General features: G+C 74.3%; 12 protein-coding genes and 2 pseudogenes. 12 read left to right on the top strand and 2 right to left on the bottom strand.

The features are described 5' to 3' along the window. The 10 genes and pseudogenes from GQS09_RS21325 to mutM form a co-directional block, all read left to right on the top strand. Positions 1-1008, top strand: a pseudogene (locus GQS09_RS21325) (dihydroxyacetone kinase); the annotation flags it as partial. Between the two features lie 195 nt (positions 1009-1203). Further along, positions 1204-3399 (top strand): ATP-dependent DNA helicase RecG, encoded by a 2196-nt coding sequence (gene recG / locus GQS09_RS21320; protein ID WP_243761629.1) that lies wholly within the window; start codon positions 1204-1206, stop codon positions 3397-3399. A gap of 183 nt (positions 3400-3582) precedes the next feature. Continuing rightward, positions 3583-4107 (top strand): hypothetical protein, encoded by a 525-nt coding sequence (locus GQS09_RS21315; protein ID WP_165988723.1) that lies wholly within the window; start codon positions 3583-3585, stop codon positions 4105-4107. A gap of 164 nt (positions 4108-4271) precedes the next feature. Further along, complete coding sequence (gene rsmD, locus GQS09_RS21310; protein WP_165988721.1) at positions 4272-4859, top strand: 16S rRNA (guanine(966)-N(2))-methyltransferase RsmD; 588 nt, start codon at positions 4272-4274, stop codon at positions 4857-4859. 44 nt (positions 4860-4903) lie between these two features. Next, positions 4904-5383, top strand: coding sequence for a pantetheine-phosphate adenylyltransferase (gene coaD, locus GQS09_RS21305; RefSeq protein ID WP_165988727.1), 480 nt, complete (start codon positions 4904-4906; stop codon positions 5381-5383). Positions 5384-5499: 116 nt separating this feature from the next. Further along, positions 5500-6537 carry a cell division initiation protein gene (locus GQS09_RS21300; protein WP_165988719.1) on the top strand — a complete coding sequence of 346 codons (1038 nt, stop codon included), beginning with the start codon at positions 5500-5502 and terminating at the stop codon, positions 6535-6537. 238 nt (positions 6538-6775) lie between these two features. Further along, entirely contained in the window at positions 6776-7336 is a 561-nt protein-coding gene (locus GQS09_RS21295) for a YceD family protein (protein WP_313896255.1), read from the top strand. 75 nt (positions 7337-7411) lie between these two features. Further along, positions 7412-7585, top strand: coding sequence for a 50S ribosomal protein L32 (gene rpmF / locus GQS09_RS21290; RefSeq protein WP_093839513.1), 174 nt, complete (start codon positions 7412-7414; stop codon positions 7583-7585). Positions 7586-7604: 19 nt separating this feature from the next. Next, the gene (gene rnc, locus GQS09_RS21285) at positions 7605-8375 is read left to right on the top strand and encodes a ribonuclease III (protein ID WP_165988715.1); all 771 of its coding nucleotides are present in this window, start codon (positions 7605-7607) and stop codon (positions 8373-8375) included. Position 8376: 1 nt separating this feature from the next. Then, the gene (mutM, locus tag GQS09_RS29745) at positions 8377-9363 is read left to right on the top strand and encodes a bifunctional DNA-formamidopyrimidine glycosylase/DNA-(apurinic or apyrimidinic site) lyase (protein WP_313896254.1); all 987 of its coding nucleotides are present in this window, start codon (positions 8377-8379) and stop codon (positions 9361-9363) included. 130 nt (positions 9364-9493) lie between these two features. Here the strand turns inward: mutM and GQS09_RS21280 are convergent. Both GQS09_RS21280 and GQS09_RS21275 read right to left on the bottom strand, forming a co-directional pair. Continuing rightward, positions 9494-10417, bottom strand: a pseudogene (locus tag GQS09_RS21280) (acyltransferase family protein); the annotation flags it as partial. Between the two features lie 234 nt (positions 10418-10651). Beyond that, positions 10652-11578, bottom strand: coding sequence for a CAP domain-containing protein (locus GQS09_RS21275; RefSeq protein ID WP_165988711.1), 927 nt, complete (start codon positions 11576-11578; stop codon positions 10652-10654). Between the two features lie 693 nt (positions 11579-12271). Between GQS09_RS21275 and GQS09_RS21270 the strand changes: the two genes are divergently transcribed. Both GQS09_RS21270 and GQS09_RS21265 read left to right on the top strand, forming a co-directional pair. Continuing rightward, on the top strand, positions 12272-12484 hold the full coding sequence (locus GQS09_RS21270; RefSeq protein WP_165988709.1) for a hypothetical protein: 213 nt from the start codon (positions 12272-12274) through the stop codon (positions 12482-12484). Positions 12485-12810: 326 nt separating this feature from the next. Continuing rightward, positions 12811-14783: AAA family ATPase (locus GQS09_RS21265; protein ID WP_165988707.1), on the top strand; the 1973-nt coding region annotated here is incomplete at its 3' end.

Here is a 14783-nt window from a genome sequence, read left to right as displayed (position 1 = left end):
GCCCGGCCCGCCACCCCCGGTGCGGCGGCCCCCGGCGCCGCACCGGACGGCGGCTGCGCGGAGCACGCCTGCCCGCCCGCCTCCGGTTCCGGCACCGGGCCCGGCTACGAGGTCATCTATCTCCTGGAGGCCACCGACGAGGCGGTCGCCGCGCTTCGCCTCCGGCTGGACGCCCTCGGCGAGTCCCTGGTGGTGGTCGGCGGCGACGGCCTGTGGAACGTGCACGTCCACACCGACGAGCCCGGCGCCGCCGTGGAGCACGGCATCGAGGCGGGCCGCCCGCACCGCATCCGGATCAGCCATCTCGGCGTCACCGCCGCCGGGCCGGCGCACCCGCAGCGCGCCGCCGCGGCCCGCGCGGTGGTCGCGGTGATGCCCGGTGACGGCCTGTCCCGGCTCTGCGAGGAGTCCGGGGCCGTGGTGCTGACCACCCGCCCCGGGGAGCCGCCCGGCAGTGGTGAGCTGGCCGCCGCCGTGCTGGCGGCCGGAGCCGGCGAGGTGGTGCTGCTGCCCAACGACGCGGCGCTGCGCCACGCCGCGGCGGCAGCCGCCGACGAGGTCCGCGCGGCCGGTGTCCGGATCGCCGTCATCCCCACCCGGTCCCCGGTGCAGGGCATCGCGGCGCTCGCCGTGCACTCCCCGGAGCGGCGCTTCGACGAGGACGTGGTGGCCATGACCTCGGCGGCCGGTGCCACCCGCTACGGCGAGGTGGGCGTGGCCGAGGCCGAGTCCTGGACCACCGCCGGGGTCTGCCAGGCCGGCGACGTGCTGGGCCTGATCGACGGCGACGTGGCGGTGATCGGCACCGACCCGCACCGGGTGGCCGCCGAGGTGCTGGAGCGGATGATGTCCGCGGGCGGCGAGCTGGTCACCCTGGTGCTGGGCGCCGACGCGCCCGCCGGGCTCGCCGAGCGGCTCCAGGACCAGGTCCGCCACCGCCATCTGGGCGCCGAGACCGTGGTTTTCGAGGGCCGTCAGACCGCACCGCTGCTGATCGGCGTGGAGTGACCCCGGGCCCGCCCGCGCCGGGCGGCGCCCGGCCTGCTCCCGGCTGTCCGACCCATGGTGTGCAATGGGCAGTGCGCGGCCGGTGGTCCGGCCCGCCGAGCGGCAGCAGACCACTGGAGGACGGAAGGAGCGGCGGTGCCGGTCGCCCTGGAGGATCCGCTGAAGACGGTCGTCGGCGGCAGCACCGCGAAGGTGATGGCCGACCACCTCGGCCTGCACACCGTCGGTGACCTGCTGCACCACTACCCGCGCCGGTACGCCGAGCGCGGCGAGCTGACCGGCCTGGCCGATCTGCCGCTGGACGAGCACGTCACCGTGCTCGCCGAGATCGCCGACGCCCGGGTGATGACCTTCAACCGCGGGCGCGGGCAGCGCCTGGAGGTCACCCTGACCGACGGCACCGGCCGGCTCCAGCTCGTCTTCTTCGGCCGCTCCGTCCACCACCACAAGAACGAGCTGCTGCCCGGCCGGCGCGGCATGTTCGCCGGCAAGGTCTCGGTCTTCAACCGCAGGCTCCAGCTCTCCCACCCCGCCTACCAGCTGCTGGGCACGGCCGCCGGGGAGGACGCCCGGGACGCGGCCGGCGCCGCCCGGGAGTTCGCCGGGCAGCAGATCCCCCTCTACCCGGCCTGCAGGCAGCTCGAATCCTGGAAGATCGCCAAGGCCGTGGCCACCGTGCTCGACTCCCTGGAGCAGGAGGGCTGGCGCGGCCTCACCGATCCGCTGCCGCCCCGGCTGCGCGCCGAGTACCGGCTGCCCGAGCTGTCCGAGGCCCTGCTCAAGGTGCACCGGCCCCGCACCGCCGCCGATTTCACGCTCGCCCGCAAGCGCCTGAAGTGGGACGAGGCCTTTGTGCTCCAGGTCGCGCTGGCCCGGCGCCGCCGGGCCGACACCCAGCTCCCCGCCGTCCCCCGGGTGCCGTCCGGGGACGGCCTGCTGGCCGCCTTCGACGGCCGGCTGCCCTTCACCCTCACCGAGGGCCAGCGCCGGGTCAGTGCGGAGATCTTCGCCGAGCTGGCCACCCCGCACCCCATGCACCGGCTGCTCCAGGGCGAGGTGGGCTCCGGCAAGACCCTGGTGGCGCTGCGCGCCATGCTGGCGGTGGTGGACGCGGGCGGCCAGGCGGCCCTGCTGGCGCCCACCGAGGTGCTGGCCCAGCAGCACCACCGCTCGATCACCGGGATGATGGGCGAGCTGGCCGAGGGCGGCATGCTGGGCGGCGCCGACCAGGCCACCAAGGTGGTGCTGCTCACCGGCTCGATGGGCGCCGCGGCCCGGCGGCGGGCACTGCTGGAGCTGGCCACCGGCGAGGCCGGCATCGTGGTGGGCACCCATGCCCTGATCGAGGAGAAGGTGCAGTTCCACGATCTCGGCCTGGTGGTGGTGGACGAGCAGCACCGGTTCGGCGTGGAGCAGCGGGACGCGCTGCGCGCCAAGGGCAGGCAGCCGCCGCATCTGCTGGTGATGACCGCCACCCCGATCCCGCGCACCGTGGCCATGACGGTCTTCGGCGATCTGGAGACCTCGGTGCTGGACGAGCTGCCCGCCGGCCGGTCGCCGATCGCCAGCCATGTGGTGCCGGCGCTGGACAAGCCGCACTTCCTGGCCCGTGCCTGGCAGCGGGTGCGGGAGGAGGTGGAGAGCGGCCACCAGGCGTATGTGGTCTGCCCCCGCATCGGCGACGAGGACGAGCCCGCCGAGCACCCGCGGCGCACCGGGAGGAGCGAGGAGAGCGAGGAGAGGGAGGAAGGCGCCGAGGGCGCTGATCCGGGCCGCCGGCCACCGCTGGCGGTGCTGGAGGTGGCCGCCGGGCTGCGCTCCGGCCCGCTGGCCGGGCTGCGGGTGGAGGCGCTGCACGGCCGGATGGCTCCGGAGGCCAAGGACGAGCTGATGCGCCGCTTCGCAGCGGGCGAGGTGGACGTGCTGGTGGCCACCACGGTCATCGAGGTGGGGGTGAACGTCCCGAACGCCACGGTCATGGTGGTCATGGACGCGGACCGGTTCGGCGTCTCCCAGCTCCACCAGCTGCGCGGCCGGGTGGGCCGGGGCTCGGCCCCGGGCCTGTGCCTGCTGGTCACCGAGATGCCGGAGGCGGCACCGGCCCGCTCCCGGCTGGACGCGGTGGCCGCCACCCTGGACGGCTTCGAGCTGTCCCGGATCGACCTGGAGCAGCGCCGAGAGGGCGATGTGCTGGGCCAGGCCCAGTCGGGCGGCCGCAGCTCGCTCCGCATGCTGGCCGTGATCGATGACGAGGACATCATCGAGGCGGCCCGGGAGGAGGCCACCCGGCTGGTCGGGAAGGACCCGGAACTGGACCGCCACCCCGCCCTGCGCACCGCCCTGGACGCCCTCCTCGACGAGGAGCGCGCCGAATACCTCGACAAGGGCTGACCCCGCCGGGACCCGGTCGGGGCCGGCCCCGACCCGCCCCGCCGCGGCCGGGCCCGCGGCGGGCGCACGTGGTGCGGACAGGGCTCGCACGTACGTGCGAATTGTCAGTGCCACCTGGGAGAATGGACGCAGTCCGCCCCGATCCACCCGGGATCGCGGGCGGGTGGACTGGGGGTCTACGACATGGCATTCCGGCACATCAACGAACTGCCCCTCGGCGACAAGATCTTCCGCATCGAGCTCTCCAGCGACGACGACACCTCCCTCACCCTCACCCTCACCGGCTGGCGGGAGACGGCCCCGGAGGCGCCGATCGCCAGCGGTGCGCTCACCATGCCGCTGGCCGACGTCCCCACCCTGCGGATCGCGCTCACCCGCGCCCTGCGCGCCCTGGCCCTGGCGGCCGACGTGTCGGAGCCGATCCCCGACCGGGACATCCTCCGCGAGCTCTTCCCCGGGCACGGCGCCCCCTGGGTGCCGCAGCACGAGGAGGACCTCACCCGCCGTTTCCACGCGGGCGAGACCATCGCCCGGATAGCCGCCCGGTTCGGCCGCACCCCTGATTCCGTCCGCACCAAGCTCCGCGAGCTCGGGCACGATCCGCGCCGCCCGGAGCACTGCCCGCCCGACGGCTGCCTGTCCTGGTCCCGGTACGCCTCCCCGGTGCTGCTCGGCGCGGCGGAGGAGCGCCGCGCCGAGGCCGGCTGAGGGCGGCCGGGGCCGGCCAGGCCCGGCCGCCCCGGCCGTGCGCCCCACCGCCGCGGGCGGTGGGGCGCACCGCACCGGCGCCGGACGCCGTATAGCGTGGGAACGACCGCACTCCACCAGGTACTTCCCAGGTACTGCGCACGCCACCGCGGAGGCTGCCGAAGATGACCCGCGTGATCGCCGGCACGGCGGGCGGACGGCGGATCGCCGTCCCGCCCGGCCGGTCCACCCGGCCCACCTCCGACCGGGCGCGGGAGGGGCTGTTCTCCACCTGGTCCGCGCTCCACGGCCCGCTGGAGGGGGCCCGGGTGCTCGATCTGTACGGCGGCTCCGGGGCGGTGGGCCTGGAGTCGCTCTCCCGCGGTGCCGGGCACGCCCTGATGGTGGAGTCCGATGCCCGGGCCGCCGCCGTCATCCGGGCCAATATCCGGGCCCTCGGACTGCCCGGCGCCGAGCTGCGCACCGCCCGCGCGGAGCAGGTGCTGGCCGGTCCGCCGCCCGCACAGCCGTACGATCTGGCCTTCCTGGACCCGCCCTACGAGGTGACGGACTCCGCGCTGCGCGAGATCCTGATCACACTCCGGGTCCGGGGCTGGCTCGCCCGTGATGCACTCGTCACCGTGGAGCGCAGCACCCGAGGCGGGGAGTTTCTCTGGCCGGACGGATTCGCCGGGTTGCGGGCCCGCCGTTACGGCGAGGGAAGCCTCTGGTACGGTCGCGCCGCCGACGAGGACGTTACCGACCGGTCATGACGGTGGGAGCCGCCATGATCCGCCGGATGGACGAGGAGAAACGATTGCGCCGCGCCGTCTGCCCCGGGTCCTTCGACCCGATCACCAATGGCCACCTCGACATCATCGAACGGGCCACCAAGCTCTTTGACGTCGTGCACGTCGCCGTCATGATCAACAAGTCCAAGCAGGGACTGTTCAGCATCGAGGAACGCATCGCGCTGATCGAGGAGGTCACCGGCGAGTCCGGCAATGTGGTCGTGGAGTCCTTCCACGGCCTGCTGGTCGACTACTGCAAGCAGCGCGACATCCCGGCCATCGTCAAGGGCCTGCGCGCGGTGAGCGACTTCGACTACGAACTCCAGATGGCCCAGATGAACAACGGGCTCTCGGGGGTGGAGACCCTGTTCATCCCCACCAATCCCACCTACAGCTTTCTCTCCTCCAGCCTGGTCAAGGAGGTCGCCACCTGGGGCGGGGACGTCTCCCACCTGCTGCCGGAACCGGTGCTGACCGCGCTGCTGGGCAAGCTCCGCCGCCCCTGACCCACGCCTGCCGGCGCCCGGCCGCGCGCCGCGCGCGACCCCCGGTGCCTCCCCGCGCGCCGCCCGCCCGGCGGGCGGCTGTCCGCAGGGGCGCCCGGGGCCGTACAGTCGGGGCCGTGGACGTACACCAGAGACTCGACGAGATCGTCGCCACCGTCGAGGGCGCCAAGGGCATGCCGATGTCGGCCTCCTGCGTGGTCAACCGCGCCGATCTCCTCGCCCGTCTGCGCGACCTGCGCGACGACCTGCCCGACTCCCTCTCCCAGGCCCGGCAGGTCCTGGGCGGGCGCGACCAGGTGGTGGCCGAGGCCCGCAAGGAGGCGGAGCGGATCGTCCAGGCCGCCCACGCCGAGCGCGGCTCGCTCATCGAGAGCACCGAGGTCGTCCAGCGCGCCCGGGCCGAGGCCGCCCGCATCCTCTCCGAGGCCCGCCGCGAGGCCGGCGAGATCAAGATGCAGGCCGACGACTACGTGGACAGCAAGCTGGCCAACTTCGAGGTGGTGCTGGGCAAGACCATCGGCTCGGTGGAGCGCGGGCGCGACAAGCTGCTCGGCCGCGGCCCCGGGGAGGACGGCTACGACGACCGGGACGGCGATCCGAGGGAACTGCTCGACCGCGCCGACGAATACGTGGAGGCGCAGTTCCGCGCCATAGAGACGGTGCTGCGCAAGACCCTGGAGGCGGTCGGCAGGGGCCGCCAGAAGCTCACCGGCCACCGCCCCGCCGACGAGCTGGGCGCGCACATGGCCGAACAGGACGCCCTCCAGGCCGGGGCCGCCGGCGCCCCCCGCGGCGGCTACGGCGACACCACCCCGCAGCCCGCACCGGACCCGTACGGCTACGGCGGCCCGCAGGAGCAGTACCGGCAGCCCGACCCCTACGCCGTGCCGCAGCAGGGCCAGGGCGGCTACGAGCAGTACGACTACGGCAGCGGGGCCCAGGACCCGTACGCGCCGGCCGCCGCGGCCCAGGCCGCCGCCCAGGACTACTACGGCCAGTCCGCCCAGCCGGGCGGCGGCCAGGACCCGTACGGCGGCTACGCCCCGCAGCCCGCCTCCGGCTACCAGGGCGGCGGCGCGCTGGACGAGACCAGCTTCTTCGACACCGGCATGATCGACACCGAGCAGCTCCGCCGCTACGAGCAGGGCCGCTGACGGCCGGCCGCCGGCCCGCCGGGCGCTCGATTGGGAGCCCGGCGGACGGTGGCGTATTCTGTATCTTCGGTCGCGGCCGATGCCGCGTTTCCGCCTGTCCGGCGCCGGAGCCTCCCGCAGCGGCGGGAGCACGGCCCACGGACCGGCACCGCCGCATCGGTTTCGCCCGCTTCGTCCGTTCCACCCGCACAGAAGGCAGGAAGCCCTGAACGCCCCGCTGAACCGCCGAGCCCCCCTCGTGTTCGACACACGGGAGCTGGGGCGGCGTCCGGGTGCGCTCACCAGGGTCTCCCGCACCGTCCCGGCCCCCGCCGACCTCGGCATCGAGGTCATCGGGGTTCCCCAGGGCGAGCCGGTGGACATCGAACTCCGCCTCGAATCGGTGGTGGACGGGGTGCTGGTCACCGGTACCGCCCGCGCCCCGCTCCAGGGGGAGTGCGTAAGGTGTCTGGAACCGGTCCGCGACGAGGTCGTGGCCGAGTTCCAGGAGCTGTACTCCTACCCCGACACCGACGACCGGGGCCGCCCGTCCGCCGCCGGCGAGGACGAGGGGGAGGAGGCCGGCTTCCTCGAGGGCGATCTGTTCGACCTCGAACCCGTGCTGCGGGACGCGGTGGTGCTGGCACTGCCGCTGCAGCCGGTGTGCCGGGAGGACTGCCCCGGCCTGTGCCCCGAGTGCGGGGCGCGGCTGGCGGACGATCCGGAGCACCACCACGACGACGCCGTCGACATCCGTTGGGCGGCGCTGCGGGACTTCTCCCGGACCCACGGGTCCGGGGAGCAGCACCGCGGAGAGTAACCAGCAGACGCCAGAGCAGGACAGGAGCCGCCCCGCGCCCGCGGGGCGCTCCCCAAGGATTAGGAGAAGGAAGCCGTGGCCGTTCCCAAGCGGAAGATGTCGCGCAGCAACACGCGCCACCGCCGGTCGCAGTGGAAGGCTGCGGTCCCCAACCTCGCGACCTGCGAGCGCTGCCAGGAGCCCAAGCTCCAGCACGCCGCCTGCACCAACTGCGGCACCTACAACCGTCGCCAGGTCCTCGCGGTCTGAACGGCGGGTGACAGGCTTCATGTCGGACGCCCCTACGTCGCAGACCAGGACTCAGGCGTCGGAGGACACGGCCTCGTCCCTTGCGGTACTGGAAGGGCGGCTCGGCTACAAGCCGGAGCCCGCCCTTCTCGTACGTGCGCTGACCCACCGCAGCTACGCATACGAGAACGGCGGCCTGCCCACCAACGAGCGGCTGGAGTTCCTCGGGGACTCGGTGCTCGGCCTGGTGGTCACCGACACCCTCTACCGCACCCACCCGGACCTGCCCGAGGGACAGCTTGCCAAGCTGCGCGCCGCGGTGGTCAACTCCCGCGCCCTGGCCGAGGTGGCCCGCAGCCTGGACCTGGGCTCCTTCGTCCGGCTCGGCCGAGGCGAGGAGGGCACCGGGGGCCGGGACAAGGCGTCCATCCTCGCCGACACCCTGGAGGCGGTGATCGGCGCGATCTATCTGGACCAGGGGCTGGAGGCCGCCGACGAACTCGTGCACCGCCTCTTCGACCCGCTGATCGAGCGCTCGGCCGGGCTCGGCGCCGGGCTGGACTGGAAGACCAGCCTCCAGGAGCTGAGCGCCGCCCAGAACCTGGGCGTGCCCGAGTACGTGATCACCGAGTCCGGGCCGGACCACGAGAAGACCTTCACGGCTGCCGCCCGTGTCGGTGGTGTCGCGTACGGCACCGGTACCGGCCGCAGCAAGAAGGAGGCCGAGCAGCAGGCCGCCGAGACGGCCTGGCGGGCCATCCGGGCCACCCCGGCCGACGACGGCGGCCGCCCCCGGCCGCCGGGCGACTGACGTGCCCGAACTCCCCGAGGTCGAGACGGTGCGGCGCGGTCTGCACCGCTGGGTGGCGGGCCGCACCGTGGCCTCGGCCGAGGTGCTGCACCCCCGCGCGGTGCGCCGCCACCTGGCCGGCGCCGACGACTTCACCGCACGCCTGGCCGGCCGCCGGACACTGGCGCCGCAGCGCCGCGGCAAGTACCTGTGGCTGCCGCTGGCCGCCCCGGGCGGGCCGGCCGCGGAGGGCGGCGGCGAGGCGCTGCTGGCCCACCTCGGCATGAGCGGCCAGCTCCTGGTCCAGCCGCCCGGGACCCCGGACGAGAAGCATCTGCGGATCCGGATCTCCTTCACCGATCCGGCCGGCGGCGAGCTCCGCTTCGTGGACCAGCGCACCTTCGGCGGCCTCTCCGTCCACCCCGCCGTGCCCGGCGACGCCGACGGCCTGCCGGAGATCATCGCGCACATCGCCCGCGACCCGCTGGACCCGGCGTTCGACGAGGCCGCCTTCCACGCCGCGCTGCGCCGCCGCCGTACCACGATCAAGCGCGCCCTGCTCGACCAGTCGCTGATCAGCGGGGTCGGCAACATCTACGCCGACGAGGCGCTGTGGCGGGCCCGGCTGCACTACGACCGGCCCACCGCCACCCTGACCCGGCCGCGCACCGCCGAGCTGCTGCGCCATGTGCGGCAGGTCATGACCGACGCCCTGGCGTCCGGCGGCACCAGTTTCGACAGCCTGTACGTCAACGTCAACGGCGAGTCCGGCTACTTCGACCGCTCGCTCGACGCCTACGGCCGGGAGGGCCTGCCCTGCCGCCGCTGCGGCACGGCTATGCGCCGCCGTCCCTGGATGAACCGCTCCAGCTACTTCTGCCCGCGCTGCCAGCGCCTGCCGCGCCGCCCGGCCGCTGCCCCGGCACCGTCGGCACCGGCCGCACCGGAGGCACCGGTGGTGCCGGCGGTGCCGTCGGCCGCACCGGAGGAGCGGCGCGCGGCGCGCTGAGCGGGACCAGGAGCCGCCCCAGCGGGGGGCGGGTCAGCGGCAGGAACAGCCGGCGCACCGGCGGCGAGCCCAGCACCAGCGCCAGCGCGACCCCGCACAGCACCAGCCCGGCCTGCTCCACGGGGGTGTTGACCCGGTCGATCCACCCGGCCTCCCGCACCGGCAGGATCACCAGCGGGTGCAGCAGGTAGATGGTGAATCCGGCGCTGCCCAGCGTCGTCACCACGGGAATCCGGCGGCGCGGCATCACCCGCAGCACGCACAGCACCAGTCCGGCCGCAGCGGCCAGCAGCCCCAGCCGGATCACCCACGCCCCGTACAGGCCCACCAGCGGCTCGGCCGTGTAGCTGTGCCGCATGGACAGCCAGGAGCCCTTGATCTCCCGGTGCGCGAACAGGGCGAACACGCCCCAGGCGCACAGCCCGCCGACCGCCGCCGGCAGACTCCAGCGGGCGGCGAACCAGCGGTCCGCCGCGCCCTGCCCGATCCGCCAGCCGAGGTAGAACAGCGGCAGATAGACCACGGTGCGGCTGGCCGAGAAGGCCAGCCCCAGGGTGTCCACGTAGCCGGCCGCCAGCGCGGCGGCGGTGGTGACCAGCAGCGGCCGGCGGAACTGTGTCACCAGCGGCAGCAGCAGCCGCCAGCAGAACAGCGACATCAGGAACCACAGGGTCCACGGGAGCTGGGTGAGGTGGAGCTGGAACCCCCTGCCCAGCCAGTGGCTCTCCAGGGAGAACAGCAGGCTGAACAGCGCGGCCGGGACCATGACCGACCGGATGAGGTTCTGCATCCGCCGGCCGTCCAGCGGGCCCGCGCTGCTGAACACCCCGGCCAGCACCACGAACAGCGGTACCCGCAGCGCCCAGGTGGCGGTGTTCAGGGCGTGCAGGCCGTCGTGGCGGGCCATGATGCTGCCCACCGTGTGCAGCACGACGATCAGTGTCGCGGCGGTGAACCGGGCGTTGTCCCACCACGGGATGCGTCCGGTGGTGCCGCCCTGCCCGGCGGCGGGCGCTGCGGGGGCGGCGGCGGGTCTTCGGGGAGGGGTGTCCATGGCGGGCGGGGCTCCTGGCCTCGGCCGGGGCGGCGGGCCGTGTCCCCGGCCCCGGCTGGTGAGCGCGTCGGTCCGGCGGCTGTGACCGGATGGTGCACTCTCCCGTCCCGCGGAGTGAAGCAGGTGTCCGGGAAGTTGCCGTGCGAAGAACGCCGGGTGTACGGCTGTCACCGGCGCGCCGCGCACGGCTCGGCCCGCCCGGCGCAGGGGAGTGACCGGAACCCCGGTGCCGCCTCAGTAGCCGAAGTTCTGGGTCCACCAGGGGCCGCCGGGGCCGAGGTGGACGCCGACGCCGAGGGTGGTGAAGTCGCAGTTGAGGATGTTGGCGCGGTGGCCCTCGCTGTTCATCCAGGACTCCATCACGGCCGCGGCGCTCTGCTGTCCGCGGGCTATGTTCTCGCCGCCGAGGTTCTTTATGCCCTGCGCCTCCGCCCGGTCCCAGGGCGTGCGCCCGTCCGGGTCGACGTGCGAGAAGAAGTTCCGCGCCGCCATGTCCTGGCTGAACGCCCGGGCCAGCGCGGCCAGCCCGGTGTCCGGCACCAGCGGCCGGCAGCCGGCCTCGGCGCGGGCCTCGTTCACCAGCCGCAGCACCTCCTCGGCGGCGGCCACCGCCGGATCGGCGGACGGCGGTGCCGTGGTGCCCGGGGACTCGGTGCCCGGGGCCGGTGTGGAGGGCTGGGGCGAGGGGGAGGGCTGGGCGGACGGCTCGGGGCTGCCCGTCTCTCCTCCGGCCTCCGGGGAGGACTCCTGTGCCGGCTCCTCCGGCTCCTCCTCGGCCGGGGCGGGCTCCTCGCTCTCCTCCCCGGGCGCCTCCTGCGTCTCCGGGGCGCTCTCCGACTCCGGCTCCGACGGCTCCGGGCTGTCCGCGGGTGTCTGCCGCTCCTGCCGGTCCCGCTGCTCCTCCGACTCCTCGCCGACGGCCCGCTGGTCCGTCTCCCCCTGGGCGGCGGGGGAGGAGCCGTCGCCCGCGCGGTTGCCGTTCTGCGCCTGGAAGGTGCGCGGCCCGTCCAGGGTGAAGCGGTCGCCGGCACCCGGCACCAGGCCGGCACCCATGGCCACCGCGCCCACGGTGAGCGCGGCGGAGGCGCCCAGCAGTCCGGCCCGGGCGGGGGTCTGCCTCAGCCGGGTGCCCCGGGCCGGGGCACGACGATGGCGTCCCATCAGCGGCACCGTCCTCGTATTGTCGACATCACAAACCGACATCACCCGGAAGGGTGAATTCCCCTGACGCTGGACTGTACGGCATGGACGAGTCCGGACGGATACTTCTGTGGGGATTGACGCAGATAACCTCTGTCACAGCAGCCGCAGCGCTGTCGCACCGCAGGCGGCGGACCACCACGCCGCCATCGGTGCGCCCGCATTCCGCGCGGTGCCGCCGCCGGAGGCCGGAGAGAAGCCGGAGAGAGATTTCGGCCACACTCCCGGACGCGCCCGGGAGTGTGGCGGGCCGGTCCGGCGGAAGCCCGCGGCGCACGGCCCGCAGAGCGCGATTTTCCGCAAAACAGTTGCCGTCACCGCTCCGACGTGCAAGGCTGCGTCGCAACAAGTGATCAACAGCACTCCGCGCCGCGCCCGGACGGGCATCCGGAAGGCCGCGCGGCCCGGTCGCCGGAGTCCGGGCGGGGTGCGCGGGCCGTGAAACGGGCGTGTCGGCCGGTGCCGTTGTGGTGAAGCCCACCGGTGCGCGGTGTGATCGTGTTGACCGTCTGCATTTTTGGTGAGACGCTGAAAGTCCCGCACACCTTAGTGGCTCATGGCCCTGAGCACTCTCACGCAGAGCGATATGCGGGTTTGTTCCCTCACGACCCACCACGGCTTCGGTCGGTCACTCAGTGTGGAGGACCATCCATCATGGCAAAGGCGCTTCTCGGTCACGTCGGTGGCTCCGACCCCCGAGTCCTCGCCGAGATGCGACGGCTTCAGCAGCGCGTCCGCGACCTGGAAACCCAGCTGGTCCGGGTACAGGCGGAGAACGACGCGCTCGCCGCCGCCGTACGCGACAACGGCTCGGGTTCGGTGCTCGACGGCATCAACGTGTCCAAGGCGGAGCCCGCGCTCACCTGACCTCCGGTTCCGGTCCGGTCGGGGCTGCCCGGTCCAAGCCGGGCAGGCTGCGGGCTTGCTCGAGGAGAATACAAGGGACGCTTCGGCGTCCCTTCGTCACTTCAGGGGCAACCAACCTCAACAACATCGGGCCGTTCGCGGTCACCCTCAGCATCACAGACCCCCACGGCTGGGTCTCCACCGCATCGGGCGCCGCACCGGGAGCACCACCGGGACATTGGGACACCGAGGGTGCACGGATCGCGTTCGCTCACAGTCTGGTGTGCCCGCCCTCCCGCGGGTCGAAACGGATAATCCTCGGTGAGCCGAAGGTAAAGTCCGGGAGCGTGCACCTCAAGACCCTGACCATGCGAGGCTTCAAGTCCTTCGCATCCGCCACGACACTCCGTCTGGAGCCCGGCATCACCTGTGTGGTGGGCCCCAACGGCTCCGGGAAGTCCAATGTGGTGGACGCGCTGTCCTGGGTCATGGGCGAGCAGGGCGCCAAGTCGCTGCGCGGCGGCAAGATGGAGGACGTGATCTTCGCCGGCACCGCCGGCCGCCCGCCGCTGGGCCGGGCCGAGGTCTCCCTGACCATCGACAACTCCGACGGCGCGCTGCCCATCGACTACGCCGAGGTCACCATCACCCGGACGATGTTCCGCAACGGCGGCAGCGAGTACCAGCTCAACGGCGACACCTGCCGGCTGCTGGACATCCAGGAACTGCTCTCCGACTCCGGCATCGGCCGCGAGATGCACGTCATCGTCGGCCAGGGCCAGCTCGACTCGGTGCTGCACGCCGACCCGATGGGCCGCCGCGCCTTCATCGAGGAGGCCGCCGGCGTGCTCAAGCACCGCAAACGCAAGGAGAAGGCGCTCCGCAAGCTGGACGCCATGCAGGCCAACCTGGCGCGGCTGACCGACCTCACCGAGGAGCTGCGGCGCCAGCTCAAACCGCTCGGCCGCCAGGCCGCGGTGGCCCGCCGGGCCGCCGTCATCCAGGCCGATCTGCGCGACGCCCGGCTGCGGCTGCTCGCCGACGACCTGGTCACCCTGCAGACCGCGCTGCGCACCGAACTGGCCGACGAGGCCGCACTGCGCGAACGCAAGGAGCAGGCCGAGCAGCGGCTGCGCCAGGCCATGCGCCGGGAGGCCGCGCTCGACCAGCGGGTGCGCACCCTCACTCCGCGCGTGCAGCGCGCCCAGCAGACCTGGTACGAACTCTCCCAGCTGGCGGAACGTATCCGCGGCACCATCGGGCTGGCCGACGCCCGGGTGGCCAGCGCCACCGGGGCCCAGCCGGAGGAGCGGCGCGGCCGGGACCCGGAGGACATGGAGCGCGAGGCCGCCCGCATCCGGGAACAGGAGGCAGAACTCCAGGCCGCGCTGGAAGCCGCCGAGCAGGCGCTGGACGAGGCCGTCACCCGCCGCGGCGCCCTGGAACGCGACCTGGCCACGGAGGAACGCCGGCTCAAGGACGCCGCACGCGCCCTGGCCGACCGCCGCGAACACCTGGCCCGCCTCCAGGGCCGGGCCACCGCGGCCCGCGGCCGGGCCGCCACCGCCCAGACCCAGATCGACCGGCTGGCCGCCGCCCGCGACGAGGCCCGCGGCCGTGCCGAGCGGGCCGAGGCGGAGTACACCGCGCTGCGCGACCGGGTGGAGGGCACCGCATCCCCCGAGGGCCCGGGCCGGGACCTGGACGCCGAGTACGAGGCCGCCCGCGCCGCCCTCGCCGAGGCCGAGGCGGACCTCAGCCGCACCCGCGAGGCGGCGGCCACCGCGGAGCGCGAACGCGNGGACGCCGAGTACGAGGCCGCCCGCGCCGCCCTCGCCGAGGCCGAGGCGGACCTCAGCCGCACCCGCGAGGCGGCGGCCACCGCGGAGCGCGAACGCGCCGCCGTCTCCGCCCGGCACGACGCCCTGGCCATGGGCCTGCGCCGCAAGGACGGCACCGGCACCCTGCTGCAGGCCCGCGACCGGCTCTCCGGGCTGCTCGGCCCGGCCGCCGAACTTCTCACCGTGGCACCCGGCTACGAGATCCCGGTCGCCGCCGCGCTCGGCGCCGCGGCCGACGCCCTGGCCGTGGACGGCCCGGACACCGCCGTCGAAGCCCTCCGCCTGCTGCGCAAGCACGACGCCGGCCGGGCCGCGCTGCTCATCACCTCCGCTCCGCCGGACTCTCCGGACACCGCGGACACCGGCGGGCCCGGGGGCCCGCTGCCGATCCCCGCCCCGGCAGCGGGCGACGCGGTCTCCGCCCCGCCACCGGCTCCGCGCCGCTGCGGCGACGCGCCCGCCGGGGAGCCGGACGGCAC

Source organism: Streptomyces sp. YIM 98790 (assembly GCF_011421595.1).
Classification (GTDB): domain Bacteria; phylum Actinomycetota; class Actinomycetes; order Streptomycetales; family Streptomycetaceae; genus Streptomyces.
This window is presented reverse-complemented; position numbering and strand designations above follow the sequence as displayed.

Excerpts from the sequence above, each read along its gene's own strand:
- GQS09_RS21315 (WP_165988723.1), top strand. The coding sequence starts at position 3,583 with ATGGCATTCCGGCACATCAACGAACTGCCCCTCGGCGACAAGATCTTC.
- recG (WP_243761629.1), top strand. The coding sequence starts at position 1,204 with ATGGCCGACCACCTCGGCCTGCACACCGTCGGTGACCTGCTGCACCAC.
- rsmD (WP_165988721.1), top strand. The coding sequence starts at position 4,272 with ATGACCCGCGTGATCGCCGGCACGGCGGGCGGACGGCGGATCGCCGTC.
- GQS09_RS21270 (WP_165988709.1), top strand. The coding sequence starts at position 12,272 with ATGGCAAAGGCGCTTCTCGGTCACGTCGGTGGCTCCGACCCCCGAGTC.
- GQS09_RS21275 (WP_165988711.1), bottom strand. The coding sequence starts at position 11,578 with ATGGGACGCCATCGTCGTGCCCCGGCCCGGGGCACCCGGCTGAGGCAG.
- rnc (WP_165988715.1), top strand. The coding sequence starts at position 7,605 with ATGTCGGACGCCCCTACGTCGCAGACCAGGACTCAGGCGTCGGAGGAC.